Below are 19,463 nucleotides of genomic sequence, written 5' to 3' on the forward strand. Positions count from 1 at the left end.
GCCGCTCGGGCGGGTGTACGCGGCGCTGACGGTGCAGGTGCTGATCAGCGCGGGCACGTACCTGGCCGCCAAGCGGGCGATGACGGAGCTGTCGCCGTTCACGGTGGTGCTGTGGCGATTCCTCGTCTGCGGCGTCGCGTTCGTGACGCTGCTCGCGGTGACGCCGGGGCCCAAGCTGCCGCCGCGCCATGCGTGGCCGCGCATCGTGTTGCTGGGGCTGATGGGCGGGCCGGTGAACCAGACGCTGTTCTTCTCCGGCTTGTCGCGCTCCACGGCGGCGCACGCGGCGCTGTTCTACGCGCTCACGCCGCTGGGCGTGTACGTGGCCAGCCTGGTGCTGGGCCGGGAGCGCGCGTCCACGCGGACGACGGCGGGCATCCTCACGGCGCTGGTGGGCGTGGTGGTGCTGCTGCTGGGCCGGGGACTCGCGAGCGCGAGGGGCACGCTGGTGGGAGACCTGCTCATCCTCGCGGCGGTGGTGGCGTGGGTGGTCTACACGACGGAGGGAAAGCCCCCTGGCCACGGAGCATGGGCCGCTGCGCGCGACGGCCTGGACGATGACGGTCGCCACGGTGTTGCAGCTGCCGCTCGCCCCGTTCGTGCTGGAACCCGCGGCGCTGTGGGCCTCCAGCGCCGCGGCGAAGGCCTCCATCGTCTACGTGGGGCTGATGACGTCGGTGGTGGCGTACCTGCTCTGGTCCTACGCGCTGTCGAAGGTGCCCGCGTCGCGCGTGGCCATCTTCTCCAACCTGCAGCCGGCGGTGACGGCGCTCGTCGCGTGGCTCTTCCTGGGTGAAGCGCTGCACTGGGAGCTGGCGCTGGGTGGCGCGCTGGTGCTCGTGGGCGTGCGGCTGACGCAGAGCGCGCCGGTGAAGGCCGCGCCGGTGGTGGTGCGCGCGGGCTGAAGCACGAAGCCCCCCGAAGGCAGGATGCCTCGCGGAGGGCCTCTGGCTGCGTGATGTGCGGGAGACGGCGTCAGTCGCCGTTGGGGTCCCACTCGGAGATGTCCTTCCGGGCGGGCTCCGCCGGAACGGTGGGACGCGGCGGCGCGATACGGGGCGGCGGCTCCTTCTTCGCCACCGGCGGAGGCGGAGGGGCGGGCGCGTCGTCGTCGTCCGAGCGGCTCGGCTGCACGGGCTCGGCTACCACGGGCTTCGGCTCGGGCTTGCGCGGGGGCGGATCCGCGCGGGGCGGAGGCTCCGCGAACGCATCGATGTCCGGGGCCTCCGAGCGACGGGGCTCCGGGTCAGGCGCCACGGCCGGAGAGGGCGGGGGCGGCGTGCGCTCCGGCTCCCGAGCCTTCGCCGGGACGGCCGCCTGCTGCCGCCCGTTGTTCCTCGCGGGCTTCTCGTCCGACGCGCGGTAGCCCGTGCGCTCCGGGGGCGGCTCCGGCGGATCATCGTAGGAGTCGCGCACCGGCCTCGCGCGCGGCTGCTTGTTCTCTTCGTCGCCGAACGGGTCCTCCTCGCGGCGGCGGTCCTTCTCCTCGATTTCGCGCAGCTTGGCCGCTTCCGTCTTGCTCGTCCGGCGCTCGGGCGCGGCCTCCGGTGCGTCCGGCGCCCGGTTGTTCACCGCGTTGAACTGGCGGGTGCACTGGGTGCGCTTGTCCAGGCAGCTGTCGAAACAGCGTGTCAGCTTCTTGATGGCGGCGCCGTTGCCGCCGTACTCGATGGTGCAGTCCTCCTTGCACATGGTGGCGTCCTCCTCGCATCCGGGCGGGACGGGACCGGCCAGGGCAGGGGTTCCAAACAGGAAGCTGAGGACGACGAGGCGCGGAAGAAGACGCATGGCAAATGTGAAAGCTACCAGTCTTCCGAGCTTCCTGGGCGAGCCCCCCGCGATATCGTCAGGCCTACGCCCGGCGACCGGGCGAGAGGAGACGCATGGCGGCGGTCAAGGTGGGCATCATCGGGGGCCAGGCCCTCTACCAGGCCCTGGGACTCCAGGGGCGCGGCGAACACCTCTCCGTGGAGACGCCCTTCGGGCCCCACAGCGCCCCACTCATCGCCACGGAGCTGGACGGCGTCCCCATCCTCTTCGTCTTCCGCCATGGCCAGGGCCACGTCCACAACGCCACCCGCGCCCCCTACCGCGCCAACCTCTTCGCCCTGAAGACGCTCGGCGTCACCCACGTCCTCGCCACCGGCACCGTGGGCAGCCTGCGTGACTCCATCCAGCCGCTGCACCTGGCCCTGCCGGATCAGGTCATCGACCGGACCTACCGCCGCCCCTGCACGTTCTACGACGACGTCGCCGTGCACGTGGAGCTGGCCCAGCCCTTCTGCGCCACCCTGCGCCAGACGCTCATCGACGCGGCCCCCAAGAGCGATACGACGAGCGACACGGAGGTGCACACCTCCGCCACCTACGTCTGCATCGAGGGCCCCTCGTTGAGCACCCAGGCGGAGAGCCAGCTGTACCGCACGTGGGGCGGGGACCTGGTGGGGCTCACCGCCATGCCGGAGGCGCGGCTCGCCCGCGAGGCGGAGCTGCACTATGCCCTCATCGCGCTGCCCACCGACCACGACTCCTGGCGCTCGCAGCCCGTGGGCCAGGAGCCCGAAGCGCTCCTGCCGCAGTTCACCCAGCGGCTGGACGCCGTCACCGCCCACGGCGCCGCGCTCCTGCGCCGCGCGCTGCCCCGCATCGCGAGCACGCCCACCACCTGCCGCTGCGCCAGCGCGCTCGCGCTGGCCATCTTCACCGACCGCACCCGCATCCCCGCGGATGTGAAGAGCCGCCTGCGCCCGCTGCTGGGCCGCTACCTGCCCTCTGGGCTCGTCTAGCGTTCAACACCCGGCACGTCGCCAGCGCCTCTGACCGTGAGCGCTCGGCCGCCTGCCTGCTGCCGAATGCCCGGACCGACCCCACATTGGCTCCCCACAGACCCGGAGGGGGAAGCACATGGGGCTGCCACGGCTCAAGTACCTGACGTGGAGGGAGTTCGCGCGTCGCTTCTGGAAGGAGATTGAAGAGGACACCGTCACCGACGTGGCGGCGCAGCTGTCCTACTACTTCATCTTCTCCCTGTTCCCCTTCCTGTTCTTCCTCGTCACTCTGGTGGCGTACATGCCGTTCGCGCCCGGCGCCGTGGACGCGATGATGGAGCGCATCCGCCCGCTGGTGCCCGGCGACGCGCTGGGCGTGGTGAGCCAGCACCTGACCTCCATCGTCGGGGAGACGCGTCCCAAGCTGCTCACCGTGGGTCTCGTGGTGGCGCTGTGGACGGCGTCGCGCGGCGTGGATGCCCTGCGCAAGGCGCTCAACATGGCCTACGACGTGTCGGAGTCCCGGCCCTATTGGAAGACGCAGGGCCTGGCGCTGATGGTGACGCTGATGGGCGGCCTGCTGATTCCCCTGTCCTTCGCCATCCTGCTCCTGGGAGGGCGCGTGGGGGCGTGGGCGGCGGACAAGCTGGCGCTCATCGACGAGTTCCACCTCGTCTGGTCCTGGCTGCGCTGGCCCTTCACCGCGGCGCTGGTGATGCTGATGCTGTCGCTCTGTTACTACCTGCTGCCGGATGTGAAGCAGCGCTTCAAGTACATCACCCCGGGCTCCGTGCTTGGCACGCTGGCGTGGCTGGGCAGCACCTGGGGCTTCACCCAGTACGTGGAGCACTTCGGCAAGTACGACGTCACCTACGGCTCCATCGGTGGCGTGGTGGTGCTGCTGCTGTGGCTCTACATCTCCGGGCTCATCTTCATCCTCGGAGGGGAGCTCAACGCCATCCTCGAACACGCCTCCGCGCAGGGGAAGGCCAAGGGCGCGAGGGACTTCGGCCAGCCCGCGCCCCTGGAGCCGCCCCTCAAGACGCCCGGCGCGGCCAAGAGCGCCGCCAGCGCCCGGAAGACGCGGCTCGCGCTGTTCAAGCGCAAGCGCCGCGTGGCGGAGGGCAAGGATCCGGAGCCCCCGGGGCTCGAGCAGGACGGGAGTGACAACCCGTCCGTGCACTGAGAGCGCCGGGGACCGGAAAAGGGGTGACTACTGCTTGGGCAGCTTCGCCTGGATGGCCGTCAGCCCACCCGCGGTGTTGCGGTCACCCTTGAGGCCCTGCTGCGCGATGATCTTCCGCAGGTGCGCGATGCGGTCCTCGTTGGTGGGGTGCGTGGACAGCCACTTGAGCACGCCCGGCGTGGAGCCCTGCTCCTTCTGGAGCTTCTGGAAGAAGGTGATGAGGCCGTTGGGGTCGAAGCCCGCGGCGGAGGAGTACTTCGCGCCGTACTCGTCCGCTTCCGTCTCCTCGCTGCGGCCGTGCGCCAGCTGCAGTCCTCCGCCCGCCAGCTGCGCGGCGATCTGCGCGGCCGTGCCCGGGTTCTGGCCCAGCGCCACCTGGGTGATGGCCTGCAGGCCGTAGGCGTTCACCATGGCGCGCGCGGAGTGACGGCCCACCACGTGGCCCGCCTCGTGCGCCATCACGCCCGCCAGCTCCGACTCCGTGTCCGCCGCGAGCAGCAGGCCCGTGTACACGTAGAGGAAGCCACCCGGCGTGGCGAAGGCGTTGACCGTCTTCGGGTCATTGATGACGTTGACCTTCCACTTCACCCCGGAGCGGTCCTTGTTGGCCTGCGCGAGGATGGGCCCGGAGATGCCGCGGACGTACTCCAGCACCTGCGGGTCCTCCACGTATTTGATGTTCTCCTTCGTCTCCAGCTCCTTCTTCACCTGGAGGCCGAGCTGGTTCTCCTGCTCGTCGGAGATGAGGACACTGGCAATCGCCTTCTCCGCGCCCACGCGCTGCTTGGCGCAGCCCGTGGAGAGGCCCGAGGCCAGGGTGAGGGTCAGGAGTGCGGTGACCATCCGTTGCATGGGCGAGTCGTCCTTCTCTTGGGGGTTGGAGGCCTTCGCGGCCCGTCGTAGCCGTGCCGCCACGTTCCGGGCAAGCACCTTCCCGGCGCGCCATCCACCGGGGGACATGCACCGGAGACAGTCCGGTGGTATGCCCCGGCGCCTGGATGCCTGAACTACCGGAAGTGGAGATCGCCCGGCGCAACCTGGAGCGCTGGTTCAAGGGCCACCGCATCGTGCGCGCGGAAGCGGACCCCACCCGCGTCTTCCGGGGGGCGGAGCTGCCCCACTTCACCCGGCTCACCGGACGCGTCACCACCCTGGAACGCAAGGGGAAGTACCTGCTGCTCAGCCTGGAGGGCGGCCACGGCCTGATGGCCCACCTGGGCATGACGGGCAAGTTCGTGCGCCGGAAGGAAGGCGAGCCCGTCCCCCACAGCCGCGCCCGCTTCCACCTGGATGACGGCCACGTGGTCCACTTCAGTGATCCACGCCTCTTCGGCCGCATGGAGCCCGTGCCCGCGAAGGAGTTGTGGGAGCTGCCCTCGGTGAAGGCCCTGGGGATAGACCCCCTGACGGAAGGGCTCACTGGCCCCCAGCTCCAGGAGGCGGTGGGGGACTCCAAGCAGGACTTGAAGGTGGCGCTGATGGACCAGGGCCGCGTGGCGGGCCTGGGCAACATCCACGCCGCGGAGGCGCTCTTCCGCGCGGGGCTGCACCCGGCGCGCAAGCCCGGCACCCTCACGCCTGACGACTGGAAGCACCTGGCCAAGGCCATCCACGCCGCGTTCGACTTCGCCTTCAAGGAGCAGGAGGGCGAGGACATCACCTATCTAGAGGAGGCGGGCTCCGTGAACCGCTTCCGCGTCTACGGACGGGCGAACGGGCCGTGCTCGAAGTGCGGAACGACGGTGGAGTCCTTCACCCAGGGTGGGCGCACCACGCATTTCTGTCCGAAATGTCAGCCGCTCTCCATGGTTGCTGTCCGCGCGTCCCGGAAGGGGACGGCGGCGGGGAAGGGGCCGGCTTCCGCCGTCATCGGCCCGAAACCCCGATCCCGTAGACGTTGACACCCCAGGGGGGCATGGCTTGAATCGCCCGCCCTTTACACCCGGCCGCGTCATGTCGCGGCCCCGGAGACCGTTGACCATGTCTCACGTCCTGCTGGCGGCGCTGCTCGTCGCCTCGTCCACGGCCACCGCGCAGCCGCCGGTGCCCGATGGTGGCACCACGCCCTCGGCACCCCAGGAGTCGGCTCCCGCCGCGGCTCCCGCGGCTCCGGCCGCCGTTTCCCCCGCCCCCACCACGGAGGGCTCCGTCAGCCGCGAGGAGTTGGAGCAGCGCCTGGAGGCCACGCGTCAGGAGCTGCGCGAGGACATCCGCGCGCAGACGGCCACCCAGGCCGTGGCCAACAACGACTGGCAGGAGGAGTGGACGGAGGAGAAGCGCAAGCTGGAGCTGTTCACGCTGGACGGCTACCTGCGCGTCCGCCCCGTGCTCTTCTACAAGTTCGACCTGGGCAAGCCCGCGCTGCCCTCCGGCACGCCCCTGGGCCGCCAGCTGTGGACGCGCTCGCCGCGCTCCGCCTCCGAGCAGACCCAGGCGGGCGCCAACATGCGCTTCCGCCTGGACCCGTCCTTCAACGTCTCCGAGGACGTGCGCATCAAGGCGCAGGTGGACGCGCTGGACAACGTCCTCCTGGGCTCCAACCCGGACAGCGCCTACAGCGGGGATGGGCGCAACAACTTCACGCTCTTCTCTGAGAACGAGTCCCCGTCCAACTCCGCCGTCAACGCGTTCAAGGACTCCGTCATCGTGCGGCGCGCGTACGGTGAGGTGACGACGCCGGTGGGCATCCTGCGCTTCGGCCGCATGGGCAGCCACTGGGGCCTGGGCATGCTGCGCAACGACGGCAACTGCCTGGACTGCGACTACGGCGACACGGTGGACCGCATCCAGTTCGTCACGGAGCCGTTCGCCGGCTGGTACGTGACGCCCATGCTGGACTTCAACTCGGAGGGCCTGTCCACGGAGAAGGCCAACACCCTGGGCGAGCCGGTGGACCTCACCCAGTCCGACGACGCGCACAGCCTGGTGCTGGCCATCGCGCGGCGCGACACCGAGCAGCAGCAGAAGGCCAAGCTGGACAACAACCAGGGCGTCCTCAACTACGGCCTGTACTTCACCTACCGCACGCAGCGGTACTCCACCCTGTCGGAGACGGGCGTCCCGTTCGACGTGGCGAACCCCTCCAACCCGATCACCGTCACCACGCCGGCGTTCGTCCCGCGCGGCGGCACGCTCTACATCCCGGACCTGTGGTTCAAGTACGAGGAGAAGAAGTTCCGCATCGAGGCCGAGTTCGCCGCGCAGCTGGGCTCCATCGACGGGCGCGCCCTCACGGCCAACGACCCCACCACCCAGTCGCTGCGCATCGCGCAGTTCGGCGGCGTGCTCCAGACGGAGTTCCACGTCATCGAGAACAAGCTGCACCTGGGCATCGAGATGGGCTTCGCCTCCGGTGACAGGGCGCCGGGCTTCGGCAACTACCCGGGCCGTCAGGGCTCGGGCTCGGATGGCAACACCGCGCCGGGCGACGTGGAGGGCCGTCAGTACAGCTGCGACAACGGCGGCTGCAGCGACAACGCCATCCGCAACTTCCGCTTCAACCGCGACTACCGCGTGGACGTCATCCTGTGGCGGTCCATCCTCAATGGCGTCACCGACGCGTTCTACGTGAAGCCGGGCCTCAAGTACTCCATCGCGGAGGGCTTCGACGTCTACGGCAGCGTCATCTACTCGCAGGCGTTCTACGCGGAGTCGACGCCGTCCTACATCAGCAAGAGCCTGGGCCTGGAGGCGGACATCGGCGCGCGCTACATCACCGAGGACGGCTTCGTGGCGGGCATCGACTACGGCATCCTCTTCCCGCTGGACGGCCTGAAGGACCTGAACCTGCCGGGCCAGGAGCTCAGCACCGCGCACGCCATCCGCGGCATGCTGGCCATCCGGTTCTAGCCCATGCGCTCCTCCCTCCCGCGGCTGTTCGCCGCCGCCAGCCTGACGTTCGCGCTGGTGGCGTGCGGCATCAAGGGCAGCCCCCGCGCGCCCCGGCCGGCGCCGCTGCCCGCGCCCACGGCGGAGACGATTCCCGCGCAGCAATCGCCACGCGGACCCGTGGAGCCCTCCGGCCCCACGGTGCCTCCGTCCACCGTGGACGCCGGGCTGCCCGAGTGAGCTTCTTCCACCACCAGAAGGGCGTGCTGCACGCCGAGAAGGTGCCGCTGCCCGCCATCGCGGACGCGGTGGGCACCCCCACGTACGTCTACTCCACCGCCGCGCTCACGGAGCGCTTCCAGGCGGTGACGGAGGCGTTCCAGGGGCAGAAGCACCTCATCTGCTACTCGGTGAAGGCCAACTCCAACCTGGCCATCCTGGGCCTCTTCGCCCGGCTGGGCAGCGGCTTCGACATCGTGTCCGGCGGCGAGCTGGCGCGCGTGAAGCAGGCCAGCGGCGAACCGGGCAGGACGGTGTTCGCGGGCGTGGGCAAGACGCCGGACGAGATGGCCCAGGCGCTGTCCCAGGGCCTCCTGCTCTTCAACGTGGAGAGCGCGGAGGAGCTGGAGGCGCTGGATGCCGTGGGGCGAAAGCTGGGCAAGCGCGCGCCGTTCGCCCTGCGCGTGAACCCGGACGTGGACGCGCGCACGCACCGCTACATCTCCACCGGCCTGAAGACGTCCAAGTTCGGTGTGCCCTTCGAGGAGGCGGTCGCCCTCTACGCGAAGGCGAAGAAGATGAAGGGGCTGAAGGCGCTGGGGCTGGACTGCCACATCGGCTCGCAGCTCACGCGCACCGCCCCCATGAAGGCCGCCCTCACCAAGGTGGCGGACCTCTACGTCACGCTCAAGGCCCGGGGCCACGCGCTGGAGTACCTGGACGTGGGTGGCGGGCTGGGCATCACCTATTCGGATGAGACGCCGCCCAGCCCCCAGGAGTACGCGCGCACGGTGCTGAACGCGACGGAGGCCACCGGGGCCACGCTGCTGCTGGAGCCGGGGCGGGCGCTCGTGGGCAACGCGGGCGTGCTGCTCACGCGCGTGCTGTACCGGAAGCCCACCGAAGCGCGGACCTTCGTCGTCGTCGACGCGGGCATGAACGACCTGCTGCGCCCGGCCCTCTACGAAGCGCACCATGACCTCCAGCCGGTGGTGAAGCGCCGCGGCCGGGACGTGGAGGTGGACGTCGTGGGGCCGGTGTGTGAGTCCACGGACGTGCTCGCGCGGGCGCGCCCCCTGGTGTTGCCCCGCCAGGCCGACCTGTACGCCTTCATGAGCGCCGGGGCTTACGGGATGAGCATGGCTTCCACCTACAACTCGCGGCCCCGGCCGGCGGAGGTGCTGGTGGACGGAGCGGCCTGGCGTGTCGTACGGGAGCGCGAGCGCGTCGAGGACCTCTGGCGCGGTGAGCGGGCCTGAACGTATAAGCGCCGGAATGAAGACCTTCGAAGGCTCCATGACGGCGCTGGCGACTCCGTTCCTCGACGGCGCGCTGGACGAGGGGGCCTTCCGGGCCCTGGTGCGCTTCCAGCTGGACGGCGGCACGAACGTGCTGCTGCCCATGGGCACCACCGGCGAAGCGGTCACCATGGATGCGGACGAGCGCGCGCGCGCCATCGCCGTCGTCGTGGACGAGGTGAAGGGCCGCGTGCCGGTGGTGGCGGGCGCGGGCAGCAACAGCACGCGCGAGACGATGGATTCCGTGCGCCGCGCGCGCGAGGTGGGCGCCAACGGCGCGCTCATCGTCACGCCCTACTACAACAAGCCCACGCAGGCGGGCCTGGTGGAGCACTACCGCGCCATCGCGAAGGCGCACCCGGGCTTCCCGCTCATCGCCTACAACGTGCCGGGCCGCACGGGCGTGGACCTGCTGCCGGAGACGGTGCTCCAGCTGTGTGACATCCCGGAGGTCGTGGCGCTGAAGGAGGCCACGGGCAACCTCATCCGCGCGGTGGACCTGGTGGAGAAGTGCGGCGACCGGATGACGTTCCTGTCCGGCGACGACTTCACGGTGCTGCCCTTCATCGCGTGCGGCGGCAAGGGCGTCATCTCCGTGTCCTCCAACGTCGCGCCCCGCATGATGGCGGACCTGGTGGCGGCGGCGCGGAGCAACGACATCGCGAAGGCGCGCGGCCTCCAGGTGCGGATGAACGCACTGCACCGGCTGCTCTTCGTGGAGTCCAACCCCATCCCGGTGAAGTGGGCGCTGCACCTGATGGGCATGTTCGGCCCGGAAGTCCGGCTGCCGCTCGTGCCCATGGGCGAGGCGAACGCCGCGAAGTTGAAGGCCGAGCTGTCCGGGCTGGGCCTGCTGAAGGCCTGAAGGGAAAGCGCGCCATGACCCGCACCGTCATCACCGGCATCTCCGGCCGCATGGGCAGCACGCTGGTGCGCCTGGCGAAGGCCGCCAGCGACCTTCCGGTGGTGGGCGCCACGGTGCGCCCGGGCAGCCCCCTCTCCGGTCAGGACGCGGGGCTCGTGGCCCGGCTGGGCGCGCCGCTGGACGTGATTGCGCACGACGACCTGGGCCGCGCGCTGGACGGCGCGAAGGCGGACGTCGTCGTGGACTTCACCGGCCCGGAGGCCACGCTGCGGCACGCGCGCATCTGCGCCGAGCGCGGCGTGGCGCTGGTGGTGGGCACCACGGGCTTCACGCCGGAAGGGCGCGCGCAGCTGGAAGCGCACGCGAAGCGGATCCCCATTGTCGCGGCGCCCAACATGTCCGTGGGCGTGAACCTGGTCATCCGCATGGCGGCGGAGCTGGCGCGCGTGCTGGGCCCGTCGTTCGACGTGGAGGTGCTGGAGGCGCACCACCGCATGAAGAAGGACGCGCCCAGCGGCACCGCGCTCAAGCTGGCGGAGGTGCTGATGGACGCGCTGGGCCGCACGAAGGACGACCTCACCTTCGCGCGCGAGGGGCAGACGGGCGCCCGCCCGCCGGGTGAGATTGGCGTGCAGGCGCTGCGCGGCGGGGACGTCGTGGGCGAGCACACGGTCTACTTTTTCGGCGAGGGCGAGCGCATCGAGCTCACCCACCGCGCGACGAACCGTGATCAGTTCGCGCAAGGGGCGCTGAGGGCCGCGCGCTGGGTGGCGGGCCGCGCTCCGGGACTCTATGACATGGCCGACGTGCTCGGCCTCCAGGGGAAGACATGACCGCCCGTTACTGCCGCTTCCAGGTCGAGGGCCGTGCCAGCTACGGCCGCGTCGACGGCAACGAGGTGGTGGTGCTCACCGCCGCGCCGTGGGCCGGCGGCAAGGAGACCGGCCTGCGCCGTTCGCTCAAGGGCCTCACGCTGCTCACGCCGTCGGACGCGTCGAAGGTCGTCTGCATCGGCCAGAACTACCGCAAGCACGCGGAGGAGATGGGCAAGCCCATCCCCACGGAGCCGCTCATCTTCACCAAGCCCTCCACCGCGCTCAACGGCCCGGGTGCGCCCATCCGCCTCCCCAAGGCGAGCCAGGAAGTGCACTACGAAGCGGAGCTGGCGCTCGTCATCAGTGAGCGCCTGAAGAACGCGGACGAGGCCACCGCCGCGCGCGCCATCTGGGGCCTCACCTGCTTCAACGACGTCACCGCGCGCGACATCCAGCGCAAGGAAATCCAGCACACCCGCGCCAAGGGCTACGACACCTTCGCCTGCGCGGGCCCCTGGGCCGTGACGGGCCTGTCCCCCGCGGACCTGCGGGTGGTGTGCCGGGTGAACGGACAGGTGCGCCAGGATGGCCGCACGTCCGACATGGTGTTCAGCCCCGCCCGCCTGGTCTCCTTCATCTCCCACATCATGACGCTGCTGCCCGGCGACCTGGTGAGCACGGGCACTCCGTCCGGCGTGGGCGCGCTCAAGGCCGGGGACACGGTGGAGGTGGAGCTGGAGGGAATCGGAACCCTGGTGAACCCGGTTGAGATGGAGCCTTGAGTGCGACCGTCTATGTAGGACTGGGTTCCAACGAGGGCGACCGCGAGTCCCACCTCGTGGCCGCCCTTGCCGCGATGTCGTGCATCGACGCGGTGTCGGTGCTGGGCTGTTCCTCCCTCTATGACTCGGCCCCGGTGGGGCCCGCGCAGCCGCGCTTCCTCAACGCCGTGGTGGCGCTGGAGTGCGACCTGACGCCGCAGCGCCTGCTGTGCATCCTCCAGCGGATTGAGCAGGACCTGGGCCGCCGCCGGACGCAGCGCTGGGGCCCGCGCACCATCGACCTGGACATCCTCCTGTGGGACGAAGAGGACCACTCCGTCGTCGCGGACGCGAACCTCCAGGTGCCCCACCTTGAACTGCACAAGCGCCGCTTCGCGCTGGAGCCCCTGGCGGAGCTGGCCCCCGACGCCCGCCACCCGGTGCTGGGCGTGACGGTGCAGGAACTGCTCGCGAAGCTCGCCCCCCAGGACGTCCGCAAGCGCGAGGCCCTCTTCTGGCCCGACATGGGCGCCCGTTTCCCCGTCCACGAACTATGAGCCTGTCCCTCGTCCTGGCCACGACCGCGCTGCTCGCGGCCGAGCCCACCTCCCTGCCTCCCGGCCACCCCACGATTCCGCCCGGCACCCAGGCGTCGCCTACCGGCATGGGCGCCGCCCCCAACGGCGCATTGCCCGCCGGCCACCCCACGATGCCCGCGGGCTCCCCCGTGGCTCCGGGCACGCCGCTGCCGTCGGGCCACCCCACGGTGGACACGAACAAGCTGCCGCCCTCCGCCGAGGAGCTGATGAAGCAACTCGACTCGTCCGAAGGCCTGCGCGAGCGGGAGAAGACCTTCGAGATCGCCTCGTCGCTGGGCAAGCTCTACTACATGAACGGCCGCAACGCGGAGGCGCTGTCCTACCTGGGCCAGGCGCAGGCCAAGGCGGACGGCGCGCGCGCGCTGTTCCTCGCGTCCCGCAAGAAGCTGGGCAACGCCGCCATCCCCACCCCGGAGGCCGCCAACTGCGGCTTCACGCCGGGCCAGGCGCTGGACTCCATGGCGGCCGTGGCGCAGGCCCGCGCGAAGTCCGGGGACGCCGCCGGCGCCGCCGCGTGCGCCCTGGCCGCGCTGGTGCCCGCGCTGGACGTGGACGTGCTGCGCGGCAACGCGCTGTACCTGAGCGGTGACAGCGCCAACGCGCTGAAGGCGTACGCGCGGGTGCTGGAGGTGGCGCCCCGCCACGAAGAAGCGCTCTATGCCCACTCGTCGCTGATCTTCGAGACGAAGGGCGAGGACCTCCAGGCGCTCAAGTCCGCGCGCGAGGGCTTCGACGCGCTGGTGACGACGCACCCGGAATCCCAGCGCGCGGCCATGGCCCGCGAGCTGAGCGTGCGCATCGAGGAGACGGTGAAGGCGGGCGGCCGGAAGAAGTGGCTCGCGTCGCGCGCCGCGGACCGCAAGGTGCGCCTGTCCCAGTCCACCGCGCAGGCCGCCGCGCTGCCGTCGGACGCGCCGCGCCCGCTGTCGCCGGAGATGGTGGACGCGGTGAAGAACACCGAGCGCACGCCGGAGCTGGAGGCGGGCCTCACCAAGCTGGTGGATGAAGGCGAGGAGCACCTGGCGCGCGGCCGCTACCAGGAGGCCCTGGCCAACTACACCCGCGTGGTGCCCTTCCAGCCGGAGAACGGCCGCGCCAAGGCGGGCATGGCCTGGGCGCTGGTGGGCCTGGGCCGCCCCATGGGCGCGCGCGTGTGGAGCGTGGCGCTGGAGTCCGACGCGGGCGCGGTGGAGAAGCTGGGCGACACGCTGCTCGCCAAGGGCGACGCGAAGGGCGCCAAGGCCCTCTGGGAGAAGCTGGCCCAGGACGTACCCAACTACCCCAACAAGGCCGCGCTGCGGGCGAAGCTGTCGCAGTAGCTACACGAACTTCGCCGCCAGCAGGTCCTGGACGTCGAGCAGGCCCACCGCGCGGCCCTCGACGTCCACCACGGGCAGCTGGTCCACCCTCAGCTCGCGCATCTGCGTGGCGGCGGTGAGCACCAGCGTGTCCGGGGTGATGCAGCGCGGGCGCTTGCCCATCACCTGCCGCACCGGCACCTCGAAGTCCGTGTGCCCCCGCTCCACCAGCCGGCGCAGGTCGCCGTCCGTGAAGATGCCCTCCAGCTTCCCGTCGCGGTCCACCACGCACGCGGCGCCCGGCCGGCCCGGCGTGTTGGTCATCACCACCACCGCCTGGGACAGCCGCGCGGTGTCCAGCACCAGCGGGTTCGCGGGGCCCGTGCGCATCAATTCAAAGACGCGCAGCACGGAGCGCCCCAGCTTCCCGCCCGGGTGCAGCAGCGCGTAGTCGTCCCGCCCGAAGGGCCGTGAGCGCAAGAGCGTCATCGCCAGCGCGTCGCCCACGGCGTGCAGCGCGGCGGTGGACGCGGTGGGGACCAGGCCCATGGGGCAGGCCTCTTCAATCCGGCCGATGTCCAGCACCACCTCCGCGCCCTTCGCGAGCGGGCTGTCCGCGTCCCCGGTGAGCGCCACCACCGGCGTGCCCATGCGCTTGAAGAGGGGCAAGAGGCGCAGCAATTCCTCCGTGCTGCCGCTGTTGGACAGCGCGAGGATGACGTCGCCCGCGCCCACGCGGCCCAGGTCGCCGTGCACGGCCTCCGCGGGGTGGAGGAACACGGAGCGGATGCCGGTGGACGCCAACGTGGAGGACAGCTTCTGGCCGATGTGGCCCGCCTTCCCCATGCCCGTCACCACCACCTGCCCCGGGCAGTCGCGCACCAGCTTCAGCGCGCGCAGGAACGCGTCCCCCAGCCGGTCCGTGACGCCCAGGATCGCGCGGGCCTCCGCCTCCAGCACGCCGCGCGCGTACGTGAGCGCGGCCTCGTCATCCGCGTCCCAGGCCCGAGGATTGACGGGGGCAGGGGACGGCGCGCGGCCGGGGAGGGCACGCAGTTTGGGCTTCTTGGCGGTGGAGCGGGGAGCGCGGGCCATGGATGGGCGCTACCTCTACTCCGCCACGCCGTGGGCGGCCATCCTTGACGCATGGGGGGGCCTGGGCTACGGCCTGCCCGCCCGGCCGCCCGTGGCCGGGGAAACCTTCTTCACCACCGGAAACCGAGGGGACGGCATGAAGTTCTTCATCGACAGCGCGGACGTCGGCGAAATCCGCAAGGCCCACGAAATGGGCTGCGTGGACGGCGTCACCACCAACCCGTCACTGCTGGCCAAGGTCGGCCGCAACCTGGAAGAGACCATCCGGGAGATCTGCTCCATCGTCGACGGTCCCATCAGCGCCGAGTGCGTGTCGCTGACGGCCCCGGAGCTCATCAAGGAAGGCCAGGGCCTGGCGAAGATCCACGACAACGTCGTGGTGAAGATTCCCATGGGCGTGGAGGGCATGAAGGCCGTCAAGGCGCTCACCGCCGACGGCATCCGCACCAACGTCACCCTCTGCTTCTCCGCCAACCAGGCCCTGCTGTGCGCCAAGGCCGGCGCCACGTACGTGTCGCCCTTCGTGGGCCGGCTGGACGACATCTCCCAGGACGGCATGGAGCTCATCGCCCACATCCTGGAGATCTACCAGAACTACGACTTCACCACGCAGGTGCTGGTGGCCAGCGTGCGCAACCCCGTCCACGTCCTCCAGGCCGCGCGCCTGGGCGCGGACGTGGCCACGCTGCCCTACAACGTCATCACCCAGCTGGCGAACCACCCCCTCACCGACGCGGGCATCCAGAAGTTCCTCGCGGATTGGGAAAAGGTCCCCAAGCAGGGCAAGCCCGCCGGGAAGTAGCCACCCGGGCTTCCGAGCCTCCCCCTCGCCGTTCCGGTGTCCCTGGAACGACGGGGGGGCCCTCGCGGGGGCTGGCGCCTGGACGGCGGGAGCGGTATGGCAGGAGGAGCGGATTGATATTTGAATCAACCCTCCCGGAGCACGCCCCATGGATTTCCAGCTCAGCGAGTCCCAGCGCGCCTTGCAGGACGCCGCGCGCAAGTACGCCCGTGACGTGGTGCGCCCCAAGGCCCCCCACTACGACGAGACCTCCGACTTCCCCAAGGACCTCATCTCCGCGGCCTTCGAGCTGGGTCTGCTGAACATGGCCATCCCGTCCGAGTACAACGGCGTGGGCCTGACGCACCTGGAGCAGGTCATCGTGTGCGAGGAGCTGGCGTGGGGCTGCGCGGGCGTGGCCACGTCCCTCATCGCCAACGACCTGGCCAACCTGCCCATCATCCTCCACGGCACGGACGACCAGAAGAAGCGCCTGCTGGCCCCCTTTGGGGAGAAGCTCAAGCTCAGCTGCTTCTGTCTCACGGAGCCCGCCGCGGGTTCGGACGTGGCGGCCATGGGCACCACCGCGCGCCGCGAGGGTGACGAGTACGTCCTCAACGGCAGCAAGTGCTTCATCACCAACGCCGGCTACGCGGATCAGTTCACCGTGTTCGCCACGCTGGACAAGGGCAAGAAGCACAAGGGCATCACCTGCTTCGTCGTGGAGGGCCGTCCGCAGGGCCTGACCACCGGCAAGCACGAGAACAAGATGGGTCAGCGCGCCAGCAACACCACCACCGTCACGTTCGACGAGGTGCGTGTCCCGGTGGCCAACCGCATCGGCGAGGAGGGCGAGGGCTTCAAGATCGCCATGGCCACGCTGGACAACAGCCGCCCGCTCACCGCGAGCATCTCCATTGGCATCGCCCGCGCGGCGCTGGAGCACTCGCTGGAGTACTCCGCGCAGCGCCACACGATGGGCAAGGCCATCCGCGAGCACCAGGCCGTCCAGTTCATGCTGGCGGAGATGGCCATGAACACCCACGCCGCGCGCCTGCTCACCTACGAGAGCGCGCAGGTGCTGGATGAAGGACAGCGCAACACCCTCCAGTCCAGCTATGCGAAGTGCTTCGCCGCGGACATGGCCATGAAGGTCGCCACGGACGCCGTGCAGGTGTTCGGCGGCTACGGCTACATGAAGGAATACCCCGTGGAGAAGCTGATGCGCGACGCCAAGCTCATCCAGGTCTACGAGGGCACGAGCCAGGTGCAGCGCCTGGTCATCGCGAAGGAACTGTTCAGGTAGAAAAGCAAAACTGTGCCCGGCGGGGCTTTCCCGTTGCCGCCGCCGTGTGCGGATGTCTATTACTCCGGCCCTGATGCGCGACGCGTCAAGCCGCCCCGATTTCCAAACACTCCCCACTGAGGAGAGCCCGCCGTGAAGATTCTCGTCACCGCCAAGCGCGTGGAAGATCCCGAGTCGAAGATCAAGGTGAAGCCGGACGGCTCGGACATCGTGAAGGAGGGGTTGAAGTACAAGATCAACCCCTTCGATGAAATCGGCGTGGAAGAGGGCCTGCGCCTGGCCGCGGCCCATGGCGGCGAGGTGGTGGTCGTCTCCATCGGGCCCAAGGAAGTGCAGGAGCAGCTGCGCCACGCGCTGGCCATGGGCGCGCACAAGGCCGTGTGGGTGAACCACACGGGCCCGCTGGATCAGCTGGGCATCGCCGGTCTGCTCCAGAAGGTCGTGGAGCTGCAGAAGCCGGACGTCGTCCTCCTGGGCAAGCAGTCCATCGACGACGACCAGAACCAGGTGGGCCAGTACCTGGCCGAGTTCCTGGGCTGGGGCCAGGCCACGTTCGCCTCCAAGGTGGAGTCGCTGGAGAGCGCGGAGGAGAAGGCCAAGGCGCCGGCGGTGAAGCTGACCGCGGACAAGAAGAGCGTCCAGGTGGTGCGTGAAGTGGACAACGGGCTCGCGACCGTGGAGGTCCAGCTGCCCGCCGTCGTCACCACGGACCTGCGCCTGAACCAGCCGCGCTACGCCAGCCTCCCGGGCATCATGAAGGCGAAGAGCAAGCCCATCGAGGAGCTGACGCCGGAGAAGCTGGGCGTGGACGTGGCCCCGAAGATCCAGGTGCTCAAGCTGGCGTCGCCTCCGGCGCGCAAGGCGGGCATCAAGGTTCCGGACGTGGCCACCCTGGTGGAGAAGCTGCACAACGAGGCGAAGGTCGTCTGACCGCGCTCCCAACCCTTCCAACGATTCCGGAGACAGACACCATGTCCATCGTCCTCATCGTCGCCGAGCAGCAGCCGGACGGGAACCTGCGCAAGGCCTCCCTGAACGCCATCGCCGCGGGCAAGCAGCTGGCCGACAAGGCCGGCGCCGAGCTGCACCTCGTCCTGTTGTCCAAGGACCCGTCCAAGCTGGCGGAGGAGCTCAAGGGCTCCGGCGCCAAGGCCATCCACACCGCCGCCGCTCCTGAGTTCGAGCACTACCTCGCGGAGGTCTACGCCCCCGTCATCGCCGGGCTGGCACAGGAGCTGAAGGCCACCTTCGTGGGCGCGGCCTCCACGGCGCAGGGCAAGGACCTGCTGCCGCGCGTCGCCGCCCGGCTGAAGGCCGCCATGGCCACCGACATCACCGCCATCAACGGCGGTGGCGCGGACATCACGTTCACCCGTCCCATGTGGGCCGGCAACGTGTTCGCCGAGGTGAAGCTCAACACGCCGGTGCAGGTCATCAGCATCCGCGCCACGGAGTTCTCGGCGGTCGCTGGCGCGGGCGCGTCCGCCGAGGTGAAGTCCTTCCAGCCGAAGCTGGAGGCCTCCAAGACGAAGTTCGTGTCCTTCAACGAGGTGAAGAGCGCCCGTCCGGAGCTGACCGAGGCCAGCGTGGTGGTGTCCGGTGGCCGCGGCACCAAGGGCGACTTCAAGGAAGTCGAAGCGCTGGCGGACCTGCTGGGCGCCGCGGTGGGCGCGTCCCGCGCGGTGTGCGACGCGGGTTGGGTTCCCAACGACCTGCAGGTCGGTCAGACGGGCAAGGTCGTCGCGCCGAAGCTGTACATCGCCGCGGGCATCAGCGGCGCCATCCAGCACCTGGCCGGCATGAAGTCCTCGAAGACCATCGTCGCCATCAACAAGGATCCGGAGGCGCCCATCTTCCAGGTGGCCGACTACGGCCTCGTGGACGACCTCTTCAAGGTCCTGCCCGCGCTGCGCGAAGGCATCCAGAAGCTGAAGTAGTCCGCTCGGCCTTCCCAGGCGGGCCGTGACATCCGAGGGGCGCGTCACCGGGACATCCCGGGGCGCGCCCTTCGTCATTTCCGACGGAGCCCTACAGCTCGATGTCGGTGTCCTTGCCGGGCTTCTTCTGCGCGGGCGGCTCCGACGGCTCGGCGTCTTCCGGCTCCAGCTCGTGGGGCACCTCCGGCTCCGGCGGCTCGGCGGAGGGCTCGCCCGTGTCGAGCAGGTCGATGCGCTGTCCGTCCTCCACCTGCACGTAGAGGGTGCGGAAGATCCACGCCTCGCCGTTCTTGTCGGCCACGGCGTGGAGGTTGCCGTCCGCCTTGGGGCCGTCCAGCGGGACGGTGAACTCCGCGTGGGTGCGCCCGTTGCGGGTGCTCACCTGGGTGTTGCTGGGGAAGCCCGGCTTGAAGGTGCCGCCCAGGGCCTGCTGCACGTGCGGATCCTCCTGGGCCTCCGCGATGGCGTCCGTGTACGCGCCCATGTCCTTGAACGACGAGTAGCCCCAGCCCACGGCGATGGCCGCGAGGCAGAAGCACGAGCCCAGCATCCCCAGACAGCCCACGGGCACCGCCCACTTCCAGTTGCGGCTCCACCACCCCTGGCGGGGCACGGGTGCGTAGTCACCCTCGGGCATCGTCGACGGCATGGGCCCTCCTGGCCTGGACCTGGGGCCGTGTCATAGCCGGTTCCGGACGAAGCGGGGG

The 19,463-nt window shown here is 70.3% G+C and carries 20 protein-coding genes and 1 pseudogene; 17 read left to right on the plus strand and 4 right to left on the minus strand.

The genetic code is table 11. From position 1 onward, the window contains the following. Window positions 1-79 precede the first annotated feature (79 nt). Window positions 80-352, plus strand: a pseudogene (locus D7Y11_RS44385) (DMT family transporter); the annotation flags it as partial. A 205-nt stretch (window positions 353-557) separates the two neighbouring features. Next, on the plus strand, window positions 558-905 hold the full coding sequence (locus D7Y11_RS44390) for an EamA family transporter (RefSeq protein ID WP_233607358.1): 348 nt from the start codon (window positions 558-560) through the stop codon (window positions 903-905). Window positions 906-975: 70 nt separating this feature from the next. Here D7Y11_RS44390 and D7Y11_RS22020 read toward each other — a convergent pair whose 3' ends face one another. Beyond that, complete coding sequence (locus D7Y11_RS22020; RefSeq protein WP_126934687.1) at window positions 976-1,692, minus strand: hypothetical protein; 717 nt, start codon at window positions 1,690-1,692, stop codon at window positions 976-978. A gap of 191 nt (window positions 1,693-1,883) precedes the next feature. On the opposite strand from D7Y11_RS22020, the gene D7Y11_RS22025 reads away from it, so the two are divergent. Together D7Y11_RS22025 and D7Y11_RS22030 are read left to right on the plus strand one after the other, a co-directional pair. After that, complete coding sequence (locus D7Y11_RS22025; RefSeq protein ID WP_126934688.1) at window positions 1,884-2,786, plus strand: MTAP family purine nucleoside phosphorylase; 903 nt, start codon at window positions 1,884-1,886, stop codon at window positions 2,784-2,786. 118 nt (window positions 2,787-2,904) lie between these two features. Continuing rightward, window positions 2,905-3,954 carry a YihY/virulence factor BrkB family protein gene (locus D7Y11_RS22030; RefSeq protein ID WP_121752567.1) on the plus strand — a complete coding sequence of 350 codons (1,050 nt, stop codon included), beginning with the start codon at window positions 2,905-2,907 and terminating at the stop codon, window positions 3,952-3,954. 27 nt (window positions 3,955-3,981) lie between these two features. Here the strand turns inward: D7Y11_RS22030 and D7Y11_RS22035 are convergent, their stop codons facing one another. Then, window positions 3,982-4,806, minus strand: a complete 825-nt coding sequence (locus D7Y11_RS22035; protein WP_121752568.1) for a M48 family metallopeptidase — start codon at window positions 4,804-4,806, stop codon at window positions 3,982-3,984. A 146-nt stretch (window positions 4,807-4,952) separates the two neighbouring features. Between D7Y11_RS22035 and mutM the strand changes: the two genes are divergently transcribed. From mutM to D7Y11_RS22080, 9 genes are all read left to right on the plus strand, one after another. After that, window positions 4,953-5,855, plus strand: coding sequence for a bifunctional DNA-formamidopyrimidine glycosylase/DNA-(apurinic or apyrimidinic site) lyase (mutM, locus tag D7Y11_RS22040; protein ID WP_121752569.1), 903 nt, complete (start codon window positions 4,953-4,955; stop codon window positions 5,853-5,855). A gap of 79 nt (window positions 5,856-5,934) precedes the next feature. After that, window positions 5,935-7,803, plus strand: a complete 1,869-nt coding sequence (locus D7Y11_RS22045) for a TIGR04551 family protein (protein WP_233607359.1) — start codon at window positions 5,935-5,937, stop codon at window positions 7,801-7,803. Between the two features lie 3 nt (window positions 7,804-7,806). Further along, the gene (locus D7Y11_RS22050) at window positions 7,807-8,022 is read left to right on the plus strand and encodes a hypothetical protein (RefSeq protein ID WP_120577268.1); all 216 of its coding nucleotides are present in this window, start codon (window positions 7,807-7,809) and stop codon (window positions 8,020-8,022) included. After that, the gene (gene lysA, locus D7Y11_RS22055) at window positions 8,019-9,260 is read left to right on the plus strand and encodes a diaminopimelate decarboxylase (RefSeq protein ID WP_121752570.1); all 1,242 of its coding nucleotides are present in this window, start codon (window positions 8,019-8,021) and stop codon (window positions 9,258-9,260) included. The genes D7Y11_RS22050 and lysA overlap by 4 nt, the downstream gene beginning before the upstream one ends. A 16-nt stretch (window positions 9,261-9,276) precedes the next feature. Further along, window positions 9,277-10,164, plus strand: a complete 888-nt coding sequence (dapA, locus tag D7Y11_RS22060; RefSeq protein WP_121752571.1) for a 4-hydroxy-tetrahydrodipicolinate synthase — start codon at window positions 9,277-9,279, stop codon at window positions 10,162-10,164. A 14-nt stretch (window positions 10,165-10,178) separates the two neighbouring features. Continuing rightward, window positions 10,179-10,997 carry a 4-hydroxy-tetrahydrodipicolinate reductase gene (gene dapB / locus D7Y11_RS22065; protein ID WP_126934690.1) on the plus strand — a complete coding sequence of 273 codons (819 nt, stop codon included), beginning with the start codon at window positions 10,179-10,181 and terminating at the stop codon, window positions 10,995-10,997. Next, the gene (locus tag D7Y11_RS22070) at window positions 10,994-11,761 is read left to right on the plus strand and encodes a fumarylacetoacetate hydrolase family protein (RefSeq protein ID WP_120599242.1); all 768 of its coding nucleotides are present in this window, start codon (window positions 10,994-10,996) and stop codon (window positions 11,759-11,761) included. The genes dapB and D7Y11_RS22070 overlap by 4 nt, the downstream gene beginning before the upstream one ends. Then, complete coding sequence (folK, locus tag D7Y11_RS22075; protein WP_121752573.1) at window positions 11,758-12,297, plus strand: 2-amino-4-hydroxy-6-hydroxymethyldihydropteridine diphosphokinase; 540 nt, start codon at window positions 11,758-11,760, stop codon at window positions 12,295-12,297. The genes D7Y11_RS22070 and folK overlap by 4 nt, the downstream gene beginning before the upstream one ends. Further along, window positions 12,294-13,658: a hypothetical protein gene (locus tag D7Y11_RS22080; RefSeq protein WP_126934691.1), complete on the plus strand. Its 1,365-nt coding sequence runs from the start codon at window positions 12,294-12,296 to the stop codon at window positions 13,656-13,658. Before folK ends, D7Y11_RS22080 begins: the two co-directional genes overlap by 4 nt. Here D7Y11_RS22080 and D7Y11_RS22085 read toward each other — a convergent pair whose 3' ends face one another. After that, entirely contained in the window at window positions 13,659-14,732 is a 1,074-nt protein-coding gene (locus D7Y11_RS22085) for an SIS domain-containing protein (protein ID WP_126934692.1), read from the minus strand. It abuts the gene before it with no gap. A 136-nt stretch (window positions 14,733-14,868) separates the two neighbouring features. On the opposite strand from D7Y11_RS22085, the gene fsa reads away from it, so the two are divergent. From fsa to D7Y11_RS22105, 4 genes are all read left to right on the plus strand, one after another. Next, window positions 14,869-15,534, plus strand: coding sequence for a fructose-6-phosphate aldolase (fsa, locus tag D7Y11_RS22090; RefSeq protein WP_014399257.1), 666 nt, complete (start codon window positions 14,869-14,871; stop codon window positions 15,532-15,534). A gap of 148 nt (window positions 15,535-15,682) precedes the next feature. Continuing rightward, complete coding sequence (locus D7Y11_RS22095; protein WP_121752575.1) at window positions 15,683-16,819, plus strand: acyl-CoA dehydrogenase family protein; 1,137 nt, start codon at window positions 15,683-15,685, stop codon at window positions 16,817-16,819. A gap of 132 nt (window positions 16,820-16,951) precedes the next feature. Next, window positions 16,952-17,749: an electron transfer flavoprotein subunit beta/FixA family protein gene (locus D7Y11_RS22100; RefSeq protein ID WP_121752576.1), complete on the plus strand. Its 798-nt coding sequence runs from the start codon at window positions 16,952-16,954 to the stop codon at window positions 17,747-17,749. 41 nt (window positions 17,750-17,790) lie between these two features. After that, the gene (locus tag D7Y11_RS22105) at window positions 17,791-18,756 is read left to right on the plus strand and encodes an electron transfer flavoprotein subunit alpha/FixB family protein (RefSeq protein ID WP_120577278.1); all 966 of its coding nucleotides are present in this window, start codon (window positions 17,791-17,793) and stop codon (window positions 18,754-18,756) included. A 91-nt stretch (window positions 18,757-18,847) separates the two neighbouring features. Here the strand turns inward: D7Y11_RS22105 and D7Y11_RS22110 are convergent, their stop codons facing one another. Then, window positions 18,848-19,405: a cytochrome c oxidase assembly factor Coa1 family protein gene (locus D7Y11_RS22110; protein ID WP_126934693.1), complete on the minus strand. Its 558-nt coding sequence runs from the start codon at window positions 19,403-19,405 to the stop codon at window positions 18,848-18,850. Window positions 19,406-19,463 lie beyond the last annotated feature (58 nt).

This window comes from Corallococcus sp. AB018 (genome assembly GCF_003986945.1).
Classification (GTDB): Bacteria; Myxococcota; Myxococcia; order Myxococcales; family Myxococcaceae; genus Corallococcus; species Corallococcus exiguus.